Annotated in this window: 14 protein-coding genes and 1 tRNA gene; 9 read left to right on the top strand and 6 right to left on the bottom strand. The window is 66.7% G+C overall.

What is annotated here, in order from left to right:
* Positions 1 to 6 precede the first annotated feature (6 nt).
* Positions 7 to 942: a hydroxymethylglutaryl-CoA lyase gene (locus tag M2319_RS07355; RefSeq protein ID WP_264600795.1), complete on the top strand. Its 936-nt coding sequence runs from the start codon at positions 7 to 9 to the stop codon at positions 940 to 942.
* 163 nt (positions 943 to 1,105) lie between these two features.
* Here the strand turns inward: M2319_RS07355 and M2319_RS07350 are convergent.
* Positions 1,106 to 1,182 (bottom strand) — tRNA-Arg (locus M2319_RS07350).
* 74 nt (positions 1,183 to 1,256) lie between these two features.
* Positions 1,257 to 1,877, bottom strand: a complete 621-nt coding sequence (locus M2319_RS07345; RefSeq protein ID WP_264600794.1) for a TetR/AcrR family transcriptional regulator — start codon at positions 1,875 to 1,877, stop codon at positions 1,257 to 1,259.
* A 228-nt stretch (positions 1,878 to 2,105) separates the two neighbouring features.
* On the opposite strand from M2319_RS07345, the gene M2319_RS07340 reads away from it, so the two are divergent.
* From M2319_RS07340 to M2319_RS07315, 6 genes are all read left to right on the top strand, one after another.
* Positions 2,106 to 4,382: a VIT and vWA domain-containing protein gene (locus M2319_RS07340; RefSeq protein ID WP_264600793.1), complete on the top strand. Its 2,277-nt coding sequence runs from the start codon at positions 2,106 to 2,108 to the stop codon at positions 4,380 to 4,382.
* On the top strand, positions 4,379 to 4,999 hold the full coding sequence (gene rrtA / locus M2319_RS07335) for a rhombosortase (protein WP_264600792.1): 621 nt from the start codon (positions 4,379 to 4,381) through the stop codon (positions 4,997 to 4,999). The genes M2319_RS07340 and rrtA overlap by 4 nt, the downstream gene beginning before the upstream one ends.
* A 229-nt stretch (positions 5,000 to 5,228) precedes the next feature.
* The gene (locus M2319_RS07330) at positions 5,229 to 6,782 is read left to right on the top strand and encodes an acyl-CoA carboxylase subunit beta (protein ID WP_264600791.1); all 1,554 of its coding nucleotides are present in this window, start codon (positions 5,229 to 5,231) and stop codon (positions 6,780 to 6,782) included.
* 28 nt (positions 6,783 to 6,810) lie between these two features.
* The gene (locus M2319_RS07325; protein WP_264600790.1) at positions 6,811 to 7,224 is read left to right on the top strand and encodes an OadG family protein; all 414 of its coding nucleotides are present in this window, start codon (positions 6,811 to 6,813) and stop codon (positions 7,222 to 7,224) included.
* Entirely contained in the window at positions 7,221 to 7,619 is a 399-nt protein-coding gene (locus tag M2319_RS07320) for a biotin/lipoyl-containing protein (protein ID WP_264600789.1), read from the top strand. Before M2319_RS07325 ends, M2319_RS07320 begins: the two co-directional genes overlap by 4 nt.
* 34 nt (positions 7,620 to 7,653) lie before the next feature.
* A complete protein-coding gene (locus M2319_RS07315) occupies positions 7,654 to 8,808 on the top strand; it encodes a sodium ion-translocating decarboxylase subunit beta (protein ID WP_264600788.1) in 1,155 nt (384 codons plus the stop codon).
* Positions 8,809 to 8,826: 18 nt separating this feature from the next.
* Here the strand turns inward: M2319_RS07315 and ribB are convergent, their stop codons facing one another.
* Positions 8,827 to 9,930, bottom strand: coding sequence for a 3,4-dihydroxy-2-butanone-4-phosphate synthase (gene ribB, locus M2319_RS07310; protein ID WP_264600787.1), 1,104 nt, complete (start codon positions 9,928 to 9,930; stop codon positions 8,827 to 8,829).
* A 331-nt stretch (positions 9,931 to 10,261) separates the two neighbouring features.
* On the opposite strand from ribB, the gene M2319_RS07305 reads away from it, so the two are divergent.
* Both M2319_RS07305 and M2319_RS07300 read left to right on the top strand, forming a co-directional pair.
* Positions 10,262 to 11,062 (top strand): thermonuclease family protein, encoded by an 801-nt coding sequence (locus M2319_RS07305; RefSeq protein ID WP_264600786.1) that lies wholly within the window; start codon positions 10,262 to 10,264, stop codon positions 11,060 to 11,062.
* A 10-nt stretch (positions 11,063 to 11,072) separates the two neighbouring features.
* Entirely contained in the window at positions 11,073 to 12,539 is a 1,467-nt protein-coding gene (locus M2319_RS07300) for a M48 family metalloprotease (RefSeq protein ID WP_264600785.1), read from the top strand.
* Between the two features lie 182 nt (positions 12,540 to 12,721).
* On the opposite strand, the gene M2319_RS07295 is transcribed toward M2319_RS07300, so the two are convergent.
* From M2319_RS07295 to fdxA, 3 genes are all read right to left on the bottom strand, one after another.
* Positions 12,722 to 13,591: an RNA polymerase factor sigma-32 gene (locus M2319_RS07295; RefSeq protein ID WP_264600784.1), complete on the bottom strand. Its 870-nt coding sequence runs from the start codon at positions 13,589 to 13,591 to the stop codon at positions 12,722 to 12,724.
* Positions 13,592 to 13,828: 237 nt separating this feature from the next.
* Complete coding sequence (locus M2319_RS07290) at positions 13,829 to 14,404, bottom strand: CarD family transcriptional regulator (protein ID WP_406682078.1); 576 nt, start codon at positions 14,402 to 14,404, stop codon at positions 13,829 to 13,831.
* Between the two features lie 482 nt (positions 14,405 to 14,886).
* On the bottom strand, positions 14,887 to 15,225 hold the full coding sequence (gene fdxA / locus M2319_RS07285) for a ferredoxin FdxA (RefSeq protein ID WP_264600783.1): 339 nt from the start codon (positions 15,223 to 15,225) through the stop codon (positions 14,887 to 14,889).
* Positions 15,226 to 15,254 lie beyond the last annotated feature (29 nt).

Raw genomic sequence — 15,254 nt, 5'->3', positions numbered from 1 at the left:
CGCAAGATGCCGGAGGAGACCGAGATGCCGGACGCCCGCCCGCACATGCGCCCCATAATCTGCGAGGTAGCGCCCCGCGACGGCTTTCAGTCGATCGCCAATCCGCTGCCGACGGACGAGAAGATCGCGATCATCCGCGCGCTCGCCGAGGCCGGCTGCCCGCGGATCGAATTCGGCAGCTTCGTCAGCCCGAAGGCGATCCCGCAGATGGCCGACATCGCCGAGATCGCCGCCGCCGTGAAGGACGTTCCTTCAAGGCTCTCGGCCCTGGTGCCGAATGTGCGCGGCGCGGAGAACGCGCTCGCCGCCGGGGTTACGGAGGTCGTCTACGTCTTTTCCGTCTCCGAGGCACACAATCGCAACAATGTCCGCCAGAGCGTGGAGCAGTCGCTGGAGGGGTTGGAGAAGGTGACGGCCGCGCTGCCGGCCTCGGTCGGGCTGCGGGTCGATCTCGGCACGTCCTTCGACTGCCCGTTCGCGGGCACGGTCGCGCGGGCGGCGGTGCTCGATTCCGTTGCGAGCGTCGCGGCAATCGCGCCGGAAGCGGAGATCGGGCTCTGCGACACCACCGGCCGGGCCAATCCGTTCGAGGTCGCGGCCCGCTTTTCCGCGGCGATGGCGATCGGGGCTGCGGCCGGAAACGGCTGGGCCTTCCACGGCCACGACACCTACGGCCAGGGCGTTGCCAATGCGCTCGCCGCCTGGAGCGTCGGCGTCCGCGTCTTCGACACCGCCGCAGCCGGCCTCGGCGGCTGCCCCTTCGCACCCGGCGCGACCGGCAACACGGCGACGGAGGACCTTGTGTTCGCCTTCAACGAGGGCGGCTTTGAGACCGGCATCGACCTTGCCGCGCTGCTTGCCGTCGCCGACCGCATCGCGGCGCTTCCCGGCGGCGCCACCGGCAGCCACCTGAGGATCGTCCCGCGCCACAAGGTCGCCTGACAGCGCATTGCAGTGCGTGGAGGTGGACGGCGGGAAGAGATGGTGAACGTTGCTGGAATGCGTTCGAACCCGGAGGGTTCGCAAGCGCGACTGCGCGTTGGCCGATCAGGCCGCCCCATCGGAGACCTGAGCGAAGCGAAGATGCGTCGTGAGATATGGAAAATGGTGACCCCGACAGGATTCGAACCTGTGACCTACGGATTAGGAATCCGGCGCTCTATCCTGCTGAGCTACGGGGCCGCCTGGAATCCAGATACAATAGGCGGGCCGAGAAATCCATTTCGAATGTGGGAGCGCGCGGTCGCGCCGCCGCGCTAACCCTCGTGCGCCGACCGCAGGCCGGCGACGTGGCAGCAGACGAGGGTTTTTACGAGGTCTTCCGCCGTTGCGACGCCGAGCGGCGCCAGGCGCTGGCTGAGCACCAGCATGGAGATGCCGTGGAGCCCGGCCCAGAGCACGCGGGCCGAACGGGCGCGGGCGGCCTCCTTGCCGGGCGGGAAGAGGGGGCCGAGCACGCCCTCCACGACGGCAAAGAGCGCCTCGAAGCGCGGCTGGTTCGGGAACGGCCCCTCGCCCCCGCCGGGGGCCGCCGTCTCGAAGAGGGCCTGCCAGAGATTGCGGTTGGATCGCACGAAGCCGAGATAGCGGTCGGAGAGGGCGATCAGCGCCGCCTCGACGCTCTCGGCCGGTAACGGCTCTGCGGCGATGGCCGCGGCCAGCCCGTCGAGGGTCCTGCCGTTCACCGCGACGACGATCTCGTCGAGATTGGCAAAGAGATTGTAGGTGGTGCCGACGGCGACGCCGAGATTGCCGGCGAGGCGGCGCGCGGTGAGGGCCGACAGGCCCTCGGCGGCGATGATCCTGGCGGCCTCTTCCACATAGCGTTTCTTCAGCGCCTCGCGGTCGTCGATGCGGGTGCGGGCGGCTTTCGTCATTTTTCGCGTCCTGTCTCGGTCGGCGGTCCCCGGCGGACTTCCCGTCCGGGTTTGCGAACCGGCTTTCGGGGTCGGCTTTCCCGGCGGTGGACCGGTTCCCGTTAACCGCGCCCGTCTTTTCACTCCTTGCACACTTGAACGCTGTTCACAAGGCTGCTATGTGTATGAACGACGTTCACAAGAACGTTCCGCGCCAAAGTTATGAACATCGTTCACGAGGAGATGACGATGACAAGCCTGAAACGGAAGCCCAATGAGGACCCGAACTGTCCGGTCACGGTCTGCGAAGATGCGCCGTGCCGAGCCGACAATACGCCGATCGTGCGCGCCCTGCCGCCGACGCGGCGGGGCGCGGCCAAGGCGCTCGCCTTTTCCACGCTCCTCCTTGCCGCGCTGGCGACGCCGCTTGCCGATACCAGCGCGCAAGCGGCAGGTCTCCTGACGCCGGCCGACGGGACCGGCACGCCGCTCTCCATCGTCGACCACGATGTCGATGTGGTGGTGGAAGACGGCTACGCCATCACCACCGTGGAGCAGACCTTCGCCAATCCCGGTACGCGCGACGACGAGGCGCTCTATTCGTTCCCGGTGCCGAAGAAGGCGGCCGTTGCCGAATTCACCTACTGGATCGATGGGGCGCCGGTCTCCGGGGAGGTGGTGGAGAAACAGCGCGCCCGGGAGATCTACCAGAGCGAAAAGCAGGCCGGCCGGGAGGTCGCCTATACCGAACAGGACGCCTACAAGACCTTCGACACGAAGGTCTGGCCGGTGCGGGCGGGCCAGGACGTGCGCGTGCGGCTCTCCTACATCCAGCCGGTCAACCTCGACACGGGCATCGGCCGCTACCTCTATCCGCTGGAGGAGGGCGGGGTCGACGAACAGAAACTCTCCTTCTGGACCGCCAACGAGACGGTCACGGGACGCTTCACCTTCGACCTTGAGCTGAAGGCCGACTATCCGGTCGAGGCCGTGCGCCTGCCGGCCCATCCGAACGCCGTCATCACCCGCTCCGGCCGCGACGGCTGGCACGTCCATCTGGACAACACCGCGCCGGCACAGGCCGCGCCGGCCGCCGGCAATACTGCCGCCAATGGGACCGAAGAAGAGACAACGCCCGCCGCGCCCGTGACCCAGCCGGTGCGGCTAGATACCGACGTCGTCGTCTACTGGCGCGAGAAGGCCGGGCTTCCCGGCAGCCTCGACATGACCGCCTACAAGGCGGTGCCGGACGGTCGCGGCACCTATATGCTGACGCTGACGCCGGGCGTCGACCACCAGCCGATCACCGGCGGGCGCGACTGGGTGTTCGTGCTCGACAAGTCCGGTTCCATGTCCGGCAAGATCGCGACCCTTGCCGAGGGCGTCGCCAAGGCCGTCGGCAAGCTGCGGCCGGAGGACCGGTTCCGGCTCGTCGCTTTCGACCAGCAGGCCCATCCGCTGACCTCCGGCTTCCTGCCGGCAACGCCCGGGGAAGTCGCCCGCGCCGTCGACATCGTCCGCAACATGCAGCCCGGCGGCAGCACCAATCTCTTTGCCGGGCTCGACATGGGGCTTTCCGGCCTCGACGACGATCGTCCGGCCGGCGTCATCCTCGTCACCGACGGTGTCGCGAACGACGGCGTGACGGAGCGCAAGCGGTTCGTGGAGCGCATCAAGACCGCTGACATCCGCCTCTTCACCGTGGTCATGGGCAACAGCGCCAACGAGCCGCTGCTCGGCGCCATGACGCGCGCGTCAGGCGGCACCTCGCTCAATGTCTCCAACAGCGACGATATCGTCGGTGCGCTGATGACGGCGACGTCCAAACTGACCCATACGGCTCTTCATGACGTAAAGGTCAAGCTCGATCCGGCCGGCGGCGACCTTCGCCTCGCCGACATGACCGGCAACGACGTGCGCTCGCTCTATCGTGGCGAACAGCTCATCCTGTTCGGCCATTACTGGGGCAAGGGTCCGGCCGACATCACGCTGACGGCCAAGCTTTCCGGCAAGCCGGTCAGTTACAGCACGACCTTCGAGTTCCCGGAAACCACCGTGCGCAATCCGGAGATCGAGCGGCTGTGGGCGTTCTCCGCCATCGAACGGGAGATGTGGGCGATGGAAATGCTCGACGAGGGCGCGGACGCCAAACAGGCGGTGATCGACTTGTCGAAAGAATACGGCATCGTCACGCCGTTCACCTCCATGATCGTGGTGCGCGACGAGGTGTTCCAGAAGCTCGCCATCGACCGTACCAACGACGCCCGGCTGAAGCGCGAGGCAAAGGCGCAGGAACAGCGCCGGCAGCCGGCGGCGACGCCGAAATCGGCCGAAGGCAATCCGGCGCCTGTCAGGACCGCATCGCGCCGTGTCGACTCCAACAAGCCGATGTTCAGCCAGCCGCGCTCCGGCCACGGCGGCGGTGGCGGCTCCGGCGATGTCGGCCTCGTCGGCCTCGGCCTGATGGGAACGGCGGCGGCCGGCGCCTATCTCGCCCGCCGGCGCAGGGCACGGGGCGCGCAATGACCGCGCTCGCTGCCCGCCAGGCATATATCGGCCGCGGCATCCGTCGGATGCCGTGGCTGACCCTCACCGGCACGGCCTTGCTCGTTGCCCTCTTTGCGCTTTTCGGCGGCGCGCAGGAGGCGTTGGTCTATGACCGCGCGCTGGTCTTCGACGGTGAGCTCTACCGGCTCCTCACCGGGCACCTCGTCCATCTCGACGGCCGGCATCTTTTGTTCAATGCCGGCGCCTTCGCGATGCTCGGGGCGGTCTACGAGACCTCGGAGGCCTCGCGGGGGCGCTTCGCCTTGCTGATGGCGGGGGCGATCGTCGCCGTCTCGGCGTTCCTTGTCGTCCTTGCGCCGGACACCACCGCCTATTGCGGGCTGTCGGCCGCGCTCAACGCGCTCTTTGCGGCGACGGTGCTGTCGCTCTGGCGCGATACGCGGCACTGGTTCTGGCCGCTGCTCCTGCTCGGCGATCTCCTCAAGATCGGTTTCGAATGGCAGTTCGGCTCGATCTTCAATGCCGGCCTTCTATGGACCCCGCTTTACGGCGCCCATCTCGCCGGGCTCGTCTTCGGCCTTGCCTTCGAATGGCGCCGGCCGCCGCCGACCGGCCCTGTAGCCGAACGTATGTAAGTATTCCTGCGCCGTCGAAATTTCGGCCGCGACCCTTTATCTCGCCGCCAGAACATCGCATTAATTTCCTTATCTGAATGGGGCAATATCACGCGGCCGCGTATGGCGCCGGTCCGGCGCCGTTGCGGGCCCCCGCGAAAGATGCCCTTCGCGAGGAAACGGCCCCGCTCCTCCAGCGGGGCGCCTGCCGCTCCCGGTCGGGGCGCGGCCCCAAGAAAACGGATCGGACATGGCGATTTCCAAGGCTCTCGCGGACGAGTTGGAAAAGCGGCGCAAGGCGGCGCTTGAGGGCGGCGGCGCGGAGAAGGCGGAAGCCCGCCACGCCAAGGGGCGGATGACCGCCCGCGAGCGGCTCGAGGCGTTGTTCTCGCAGGGCACGTTCCAGGAGTTCGGCCTCCACGCCCAGCACAACACGCGCCATTTCGGCATGGAGAAGAAGTCGATCCCGACCGATGCGGTGATCACCGGCACCGGCTTCGTCGACGGCCGGCCGGTCGCGGCCTTCTCGCAGGATTTCAACGTTGCCGGCGGCTCGCTCGGCGACATCCATTCCAAGAAGATCTGCCACACGCTCGATCACGCGGCGAAAGCCGGCGTTCCCGTCGTCGGCTTCAACGATTCGGGCGGCGCGCGCATCCAGGAGGGCGTCGGGGCGCTCGCCGCCTATGGCCAGGTGTTCTATCGCAACGTCCAGCTTTCCGGTGTCGTGCCGCAGATTTCGGTCATTGCCGGCCCCTGCGCGGGCGGCGCGGCCTACAGCCCGGCACTTACCGACTTTCTCATCATGACCCGCGAACACGCGCAGATGTTCATCTGCGGGCCGGAGGTGATCCGCGCCGTTACCGGCCAGGTGACGACCATGGAGGAGATCGGCTCGGCCGAGGCGCACGCCTCGGTCTCCGGCAACATCCATTTCATCGCCGAGGATGATGCCGATGCGGTGCGTATCGTCCACCGGCTGCTGTCGTTCCTGCCGTCCAACAACATGATGGACCCGCCGCACCATATCGACCCGGACCTTTCCATCGCCGACGATCCCGCGCTCGACGACCTGATCCCGGACAATCCGAAGACGCCGTTCGACTGCCGCAATGTGATCACGCGGCTCGCCGATGACGGCGACTTCATGGAAGTGATGGCCGGCTTTGCCGCCAACATCGTCGTCGGCTTCGGGCGCATCGGCGGCGTGGTCGTCGGGTTCGTCTCCAACCAGCCGACGGTGAAGGCGGGCACGCTGGATATCGATGCCAGCGACAAGGCGGCCCGCTTCGTGCGTTTCTGCAACGTCTTCAACATCCCGCTCATCAACCTCGTCGACGTGCCCGGCTTCCTTCCGGGCGTCACCGAGGAGCGGCGCGGCATCATCCGCCACGGCGCCAAGATGCTCTTTGCCTACGCGTCGGCGACGGTGCCGAAGATCACGGTCATCATGCGCAAGGCCTATGGCGGCGCCTATCTCGCCATGTGCAGCCAGGACATGGGCGCCGACCGGGTGCTCGCCTGGCCGACGGCGGAAATCGCCGTGATGGGCGCGGAAGGGGCCGTCAACATCCTCTACCGCAAGGATCTTGCGGCCGCGGAGGATCGGCATACGCGGGCAACGGAGCTGGCCGACGAGTACCGCGCCCAGTTCGCCTCGCCCTATCTTTCGGCCGGCATGCTGTTCGTCTCCGACATCATCCAGCCGCGCCAGACGCGCGCCTCCATCGCGCTGACGCTGAGGGGGCTGTTGTCGAAGCGCGAGACGCGGCCGCCGAAGAAGCACGGCAACATTCCGCTTTAGGCGAACGGGATAGGTTTAGGCGAACGGGATGGGCGCCATGCTGGAAAACCTGGAAATGATCGGTACGGGGTTCAGCGTCGTCATGCTGGTGCTGGCGCTGATCTGGGCCGCCTGCGCGCTGATCGGCCTGTTCTTCACCCGCGGCACGAAGGTCGAAGCCAAGGATGCGGAAAAGCCGGCGCCGAGCCAACCGGCGCTTGCTGCCGCGACGCCGGGCGTGCCGCCGCACCATCTCGTCGCCATTTCCGCTGCCGTCGCGGCGACGCTCGGCGGCGGCTACCGCGTGACCCGGATTGCCGCGCCGGCCCACAAGGTCGGCGATTGGCCCCTTGAAGGCCGGATCCAGACATTCAATGGCCACCGCACCCGCGCCGACTGGGCCGCGATGCGGCCGCCGCTCGGCGGCGCGGCCCAAAACGACAAAAGAGGAAACCGACCATGAAGCGCTTGCGGATCACCGTGGAAGGCGTTGCCTATGAGGTGACGGTGGAGGAACTCGATGGCGCCGATGGGGCGCCGGCTGTTGCGCCGGCGTCCGTTGCCCCCGTCGCAGCGGCGGCGCCCGCCGTGCGTCCCGCCGCGCCCGTTGCAGCCGCTCCTGCCGCACCTGTGGTCGCCGCCGGCCCCGGCTCCGTGCCGAGCCCGCTTGCTGGAACGGTGGTCAGCGTCGAGGTGTCCGCCGGCCAGACGGTCGGCGCCGGCGACACGCTGCTGGTGCTGGAAGCCATGAAGATGAACACGGTGATCGGCGCGCCCAATGGCGGCACGGTCGACGCCGTCCACGTGACCCCGGGGGCGACCGTCACCGAGGGCCAGGTCCTCGTCACCCTTTCCTGACCTTGCACTTTTCCTGATTGTCTGGGGCCCATCCATGGACGGCACCGCGACCGAGACCTCAAAGCTCGAACAGCTCTGGCACCTGACCGCCATTGCCGATGTCACCTGGCAGATGGCGGTGATGTGGGTGGTCGTCGGCGTGCTCTTCTATCTCGCCGTCTACCGCAAGTTCGAGCCGCTCCTCCTGGTGCCGATCGCCTTCGGCGCACTGCTCGCCAACCTGCCGACGGAGGGGCTGATCAATGCGCCGGCGGGCGAGCATGGCGGCGGGCTCTACTACTACATCTCAAAGGGCGTCGATCTTGAGATCTTCCCGCCGCTGATCTTCCTCGGCGTCGGGGCGCTGACCGATTTCGGGCCGCTGATCGCCAATCCGCGCACGCTGCTCCTGGGTGCGGCCGCCCAGTTCGGCGTCTTTGCCACCTTCCTCGGGGCAGCCGCAATCGGCTTTTCGCCGATGGAGGCGGGCGCCATCGGCATCATCGGCGGCGCCGACGGGCCGACCTCGATCTTCCTTGCCAACAAGCTGGCGCCGCACCTGCTGGCGCCGATCGCCGTCGCCGCCTACAGCTACATGGCGCTGGTGCCGCTGTTGCAGCCACCGATCATGCGGCTGCTGACGACGGAAAAGGAGCGCAAGATCCGCATGCGCTCGCTGAGGCCCGTCTCGCGGCTGGAAAAGCTGATCTTTGCGGCCATGGTCACCATCGTCGTCATCCTGCTGGTGCCCGCCGCCTCGGCGCTGATCGGCATGCTGATGCTCGGCAATTTCCTGCGCGAGAGCCTCGTCACCGAGCGGCTCACCAAGGCGGCCCAGAACGAACTCATCAATGTGGTGACGATCTTCCTCGGCACCTCGGTCGGCATCACCATGACCGGCGAGCGGTTCCTCAACGGCGATACCCTGAAGATCCTCGGCCTCGGCGTCATTGCCTTCGGCATCGCGACCGCCTGCGGCGTGCTGATGGCCAAGGTCATGAACCTCTTCAGCGGCACCAACAAGATCAACCCGCTGATCGGCTCGGCCGGCGTTTCCGCCGTGCCGATGGCCGCGCGGGTCAGCCAGGTCGAGGGCCAGCGCGCCGACCCCGGCAATTTCCTTTTGATGCATGCCATGGGGCCGAACGTTGCCGGCGTCATCGGCACCGCCGTCGTCGCCGGCTATTTCATCGCCTGGTACGCGAACTGAGGTCGGAGGCCGACGAGATCAGCCGTCGACGATCTCGGTCTCGTTGATGACGATGTCGAAGCCGCCAAGGCCGACATAGTGACGCTCGCGGGAGGCAAGCAGCCGGATCGAGTGGACCTCCAGGTCGGTGAGGATCTGGGCGCCGAGGCCGATCTCCCGCCATTCCTCCTGGCGCACCTTGGCCGTGTCGTGGCCCTCGTCGTCATTGGCGGCCCGGCGCTGGCTCGGCACCTTGCCGACGCCGACCGAGCCCTCGCGCAGATAGACGACGATGCCGCGGCCGCCCTCCGCAATCCGCTTGATGAACGGCTCGACGGTGGAATCCCGGCCGAAGACGTCGCCGACGACCGATTCCAGGTGCAGCCGCACCGGGATGTCGACGCCGTCGCTGATGTCGCCGAAGACGACGGCGAGGTGCTGCATGGGGTCCCAGGGCGTCGAATAGGTGTAGGCGCGGGCCGGGCCGTAGGGGGTGTCGACCTCGAAGGCCTCGACGCGCTCCACCAGCCGCTCCTTGCGCTGGCGGTAGGCAATGAGCTCGGCGACTGAGACGACCTTGAGCCCGTGTTCCTCGGCAAAGCCGGTCACCTGGGGCCCGCGCATCACGGTGCCGTCGTCATTGACGAGCTCGCTGAGGACGCCGACCGTTTTGAGGTCGGCGAGGCGGCAGAGGTCGATGGCCGCCTCGGTATGGCCGGAGCGCATCAGGACGCCGCCGTCGCGGGCGATCAGCGGGAAGATGTGGCCGGGGCGCACGAAATCCTCTGCGCCGACATTGGGGTTGAGGATCGCGCGCACGGTGTTGCAGCGCTCTTCGGCGGAGATGCCCGTCGTCAGGCCTTCGCGATAGTCGATGGTCACCGTGAAGGCGGTCGACAGGGGCGCCTCGTTGTGGGCGACCATCGGCTGCAGGTGGAGGCGTCTCGCATCGGCTGCGGTGATCGGCGTGCAGACGATGCCGGAGGTGTGGCGGATGATGAAGGCGATCTTTTCCGGCGTCGCGTGCTCGGCGGCGAGGATCAGGTCGCCCTCGTTCTCCCGGTCGTCGTCGTCGGTCACCACCACGATCTGGCCTTCCTCAAAGGCGCGAACCGCTTCGACCACCCGTGCGAGATCCGTCATCGTCTCAAACTCCCATTCAGAAACTGCCGTTCGATAGATCGTTTTGCGCCGTTGCGAAATCCCCCTCGGCCGTTGATGTGTCGATTTTCCGTCTTGCGACCGTCAGAATGCCGTGACGGCGGGCGGTTCCACGCGGATATGGTGCCACGATGCTGCCGCCGTAGCGCCGCTTTGCTGCTTGAGTTTTCCTCTATCAGGCGGCGATATGGGAAATCCGGCAAGGGGCGCGGGGGCGCCTCGCCGACATTTTCACGAGGCAATACGGGGGGTATTTCGGGATATGTGGGGGGCAGGATGCCAGAGACGGACGACGGTGCGCCGGCGCGCGTCCGTGCTTGCCGCCCTTATGCTGCCGCTCGCTGCCGACCCCGGACATGCGGCCGATACGGGCTGCCCGGAGGCGCCGGCGCCGTCTTCCTCCAAGGGCATTGCCGTTGCCGACGTTCTGGACGGTGCGACCGTCCGGCTGCAGGACGGGCGGACCGTGCGGCTGGCCGGTCTCCTGCCGCCGCTGGCGCCGCTCAGCCTTGCGCCGGGGGCGCCCTGGCCGCCGGAAGCTGCGGCGCGCGGGGCGCTTCTCGATCTTCTCTCCGACCGGGCCGTGCGGCTCCAGGACCTCTCGGCGGCGCCGGACCGGCACGGGCGGCATTCCGGTCGCCTTTACGGCGCGGACGACACCTGGATCGGCGGTGCGCTGGTCGATGCCGGTACCCTCATCGTCGCGCCAGAGGGCGGCGGCGCATGCCGCGCCAGGCTCCTTGCCTTGGAAGACGGGGCCCGCAGGGCCGGCCGCGGCGTCTGGGCGGTCCCGTCGCCCCTGTTCGGCCGCGCCGAGGACGGGGAACTCCGCCAGCGTGCCGGCCGTTACATGGTGGTGGAGGGCCGGGTGCGGTCCGTCGGGGCCGGCCGGCGCGTCACCTTCCTCAATTTCGGTGACGACTGGAGCAAAGACTTCACCGTCCTCCTATATTCATCTGGCAGTGGGCGCGGGGGATCGGCAACAGCGGACCGGAAATCGCTTGCAGGTGCCCGTATTCGCGTGCGTGGCTGGTTGGAATCGCGCGGCGGAGCGCTTATTCGTGTGAATTCTCCGGACGGAATCGAACGACTCGATCCCGCGTCGGGCAGTTAAGGACGTGGGAATGACGACCGGCGGAACGACCTGGCAGAAGTTGCTGCGCCTTGGCGCCGTGCTGACGCTCGTCGCCGCGACGGCGGGCTGCCAGTTCTTTTCGCGCGGCGTCACCATCTCCGATCCGGTCATCGACACGCCGGGTCCGCCGACGGGCGAATCGACCATCGGCGCGCGCGAGCATCCGCGCGTCGTTGCCGCCTATGGCGGGGTCTACGAGGACCGCGGCGCGGAGCGGGCGATCGCGCGCATGGTCGGCCGGCTGGTCGCCGCCTCCGACAATCCGTCCCAGTCCTACCGCATCACCATCCTGAACTCACCGGTGGTCAACGCCTTCGCGCTGCCGGGCGGCTATCTCTACGTCACCCGCGGCCTGCTGGCGCTCGCCAATGATTCCGCCGAGCTTGCCGCCGTCATCTCGCACGAGATGGCCCACGTCACGGCGCACCACGCGATCGCGCGGCTGAAGCGCGCCGAGGCGACGGCGGTGGTCAGCCGGGTGGTCGCCAATGTGGTCGACGATCCGGAGCGCCAGAAGGAGGCGCTCGCCTCGGCCAAGCTCTCCTTTGCCCGGTTCTCGCAGATCCAGGAGCTGGAGGCCGACGCCGTCGGCGTCAAGACGCTCTCCAAGGCCGGCTACGACCCCTATGCGGCCTCGCGTTTCCTGAAGGCGATGGCCGAGTTCTCCAACGTCGTCTCGGCCCGCGGCAGCGGTGACCAGCCGGACTTCCTGTCGTCGCATCCGACGACGCCGGAGCGCATCGTCAAGGCGCGCAACGCGGCCCGTGCGATCAACGCGCCGGGCTTCGGGGAACGCGGGCGCGACGCCTATCTCAACAGCCTCAACGGCATGCTCTATGGCGACGATCCGCGCGAGGGCTTCATCCGCGGCCGCTCGTTCCTGCATGCCGGGCTCGGCATCGCCTTCACGGTGCCGGGCGGTTTTGCGCTGGAAAACAGCAAGGAGGCCGTGCTCGCCTCCAACGGCAGCGGCACGGCGCTGCGCTTCGACGGCACCAACGTGCCGGCCTCCATGTCGCTCGCCGACTACCTGCGCTCCGGCTGGGTCAACGGGCTGATTTCGGAGAGCGTGCGCGACACGGAGATCGCCGGTCAGCCGGCCGCGACGGCCTCCGCCGTTGCCGAGGGCTGGTCGTTCCGCATTGCGGCCTTGCGGGCGAACGGCGCCACCTACCGCTTCATCTTCGCGACCCGCGAGCCGACCCAGGCCTTCGACCTTTCCTTCCACACCACGATTTCCAGCTTCCGGATGCTGTCGGGGCGGGAACGGGCGGAGCTGCGTCCCCTGCGCGTGCGCATCGTCACGGCGCGGCAGGGCGACAGCATCGACCGGATGGCGGCGCGCATGGCCGGCATCGCGCCGGACCGCCGGGCGGAACTCTTCAAGGTGCTGAACGGGCTCGACGACGACAGCGAGCTGCAGGCCGGCATGCTGGTGAAGATCATCGCCGAATAGGGCGGGCAGCGCTCCGGCCAAAAAAAACGCGCCGTCTCCGGCGCGTTTTCCGTTTTCGGTCGACAAATGGAATTCTAAAGCATGTTGCGTTTTTTATGAAACACGCAACATGCTTTAGGTTTTTGTTTTGACGCGATTTCTTATCCAAAAAGTCTATCAACTTTTTGGGAAAGCGCTTTAGGTCAGCCGACGAAGGCGGCCGGGTCCGCATTTTCCTGCAACAGCGCGGCGCGCAGCTTCTCAAGTGCGCGGGCCTCGATCTGGCGCACGCGCTCCTTGGAGATGCCGAGCTTGGCGCCGAGGCTTTCCAGCGTCGCGCCCTCTTCGGTGAGCCGGCGCTCGCTGACGATCTTCAGTTCGCGCTCGCTGAGGACGGTCAGGGCCGAGCCGAGCCACTGGGAGCGGCGCTCCTTGTCGATCTCCGAGCCGACCGTCTCGTCCGGCAGCGGGCCGTCGCTGACCAGGAAGTCCTGGCGGTCGGCGCTGTTGCCGTCGGACTCGATGACCGGGGCGTTGAGCGACATGTCCGGGCCGGACAGGCGCGAATCCATCAGCTCCACGTCCTTGCGCGAGACGCCGACCGCCATGGCGATCTCCTCATAGGCGTCCTTGTCGGGCTCGGACTGGCCGCTGACAGCGATTTTGGCGCGCAGGCGGCGCAGGTTGAAGAACAGCGCCTTCTGGGCCGAGGAGGTGCCGCCGCGCACGATCGACCAGTTGCGCAGCACGTGGTCCTGGATCGAGGCGCGGATCCACCAGGTGGCGTAGGTGGAGAAGCGCACGTCCCGTTCCGGCTCGAAGCGGGCGGCCGCTTCCAGGAGGCCGACATGGCCCTCCTGGATGAGGTCGTTCATCGACAGGCCGAAATGGCGGAACTTGGCGGCAAGGGCGATGACCAGGCGCATGTGAGCGGAGGTCAGCTTGTGGAGGGCTTGCTGGTCCTTGTCGTCGCGCCAGCGCACGGCGAGGGACTGTTCCTCTTCCTTGGTGAGATAGGGGGCGGCCATAGCCGCCTTGACGAACTGGCGTCTTGGGCTAACTGGCTTTCGCATGGTTCAATCTCCTATCCGCCGGGGCCGATCACGTCGCGTGGGAGGGCGCGACCATATGATCTTACGTAGAAATGCGTCCGTCGGATCACGCATACGTATAATCACGCATGCGGATTCCCGTATAGCACGGACGCAACCCTCCATAAAGATGAAAAAAGCGGGGGCCGGTTTGGTTCCCGGCCCCCGCATATATTTTTCGAGCTGTGCGGCCGGGTCGCCCGGCCGATGACATGACCGTCAGGCGGCTTCTTCCTGCTCGTCCTCGCCCTCTTCCTCGCCCTTGCGGCCGCGCTTGGGGCCCTTGGCAAGGTTCTGCTCGATCTCGCGGATAGCCTCGGTCTCGGAGATCCGGTTGACGGCGGAAATCTCGCGGGCCATGCGGTCGAGGGCAGCCTCGTAGAGCTGACGCTCGGAGTAGGACTGCTCGGGCTGGGTGTCGGAGCGATAGAGGTCGCGGACCACCTCGGCGATGGCGATGAGGTCGCCGGAATTGATCTTGGCCTCGTATTCCTGGGCGCGGCGGCTCCACATGGTGCGCTTGACGCGGGCGCGGCCGCGGACGGTCTCAAGGGCCTTGTCGACCTGCTTGGCGTCTGCCAGCTTGCGCATGCCGACATTGGAAATCTTGGTGATCGGCACCCGCAACGTCATCTTGTCTTTTTCGAAATTGATCACGAACAGTTCCAGCGACATGCCGGCAACTTCCTGCTCCTCGATGGCCGTGATCTGGCCGACGCCGTGAGCGGGATAGACAATGTACTCGTTGGTCTTGAAACCCTGACGCTGCATGTTCTTCTTGGCGGTGGATGCCATACGCTTGGTAACTCCTGCGCGTTGGTCGGCGGCGATTTTGCCGACTTCGGGCTGCTGCGGCCGCCGCATGGGCCGCGCAGCTATTGCGGCGCTTCGGGGAGCGGAACCCGGTGTTCGTCGCCCGGGCCGAAAAGCCCGCGCGGCACCTGGAGCCCTAGCGCCGATTGATCAGCCGAAAGGAGAAAAAGACCTGCCTTCCAAGTCCGGTCGGTTGCAGCAGACACGACATCGTCACTGTCGCTCCCTTGAAGCAACGGCCAAAAAAAACCTCCTTCTGGAGGGGGAGAAAGGCAGCCGAATTCCGACTGTGTATTCAAGATAGCACAAATTAAGGAAAATTCAAGGGATTCCGCACTGCCACAAAGCCCTTGTGACAGCTCGGTTAAACCTTCAGGACGCTTGGCCGGTGAAATTGACTCGAATGCGTCCGGTATCGTTTACGCCCGCTCCGGGAGCGGGCCGGCGGCGCCGGGGCGGCGCGATCAGTCGCCTTCGCCGGCTTCCGGCGAGAAATATTTCTCAAGCTTGCCTTCCATGCCGTCGAATTTTTCGGCCTCCGGCATCTGATCCTTCTTGGCCGTCAGGTTCGGCCATTTTTCGGCATATTCGGCGTTCAGCGCGACCCACTTCTCAAGGTCCGGCTCGGTGTCGGGCTTGATCGCCTCGGCCGGGCATTCCGGCTCGCAGACGCCGCAGTCGATGCACTCGTCCGGATGGATCACCAGCATGTTCTCGCCCTCGTAGAAACAGTCCACGGGACAGACCTCGACGCAATCGGTGTATTTGCATTTAATGCAGTTATCTATGACGACATAGGTCATTGCGTCGGTCTCCAGATATTCGGCGTTCG

It is taken from the genome of Rhodobium gokarnense, assembly GCF_025961475.1.
Taxonomy (GTDB): domain Bacteria; phylum Pseudomonadota; class Alphaproteobacteria; order Rhizobiales; family Rhodobiaceae; genus Rhodobium; species Rhodobium gokarnense.
Note: the sequence above shows the minus strand (reverse complement) of the source record. Positions and strands in the feature narration are given on the sequence as shown.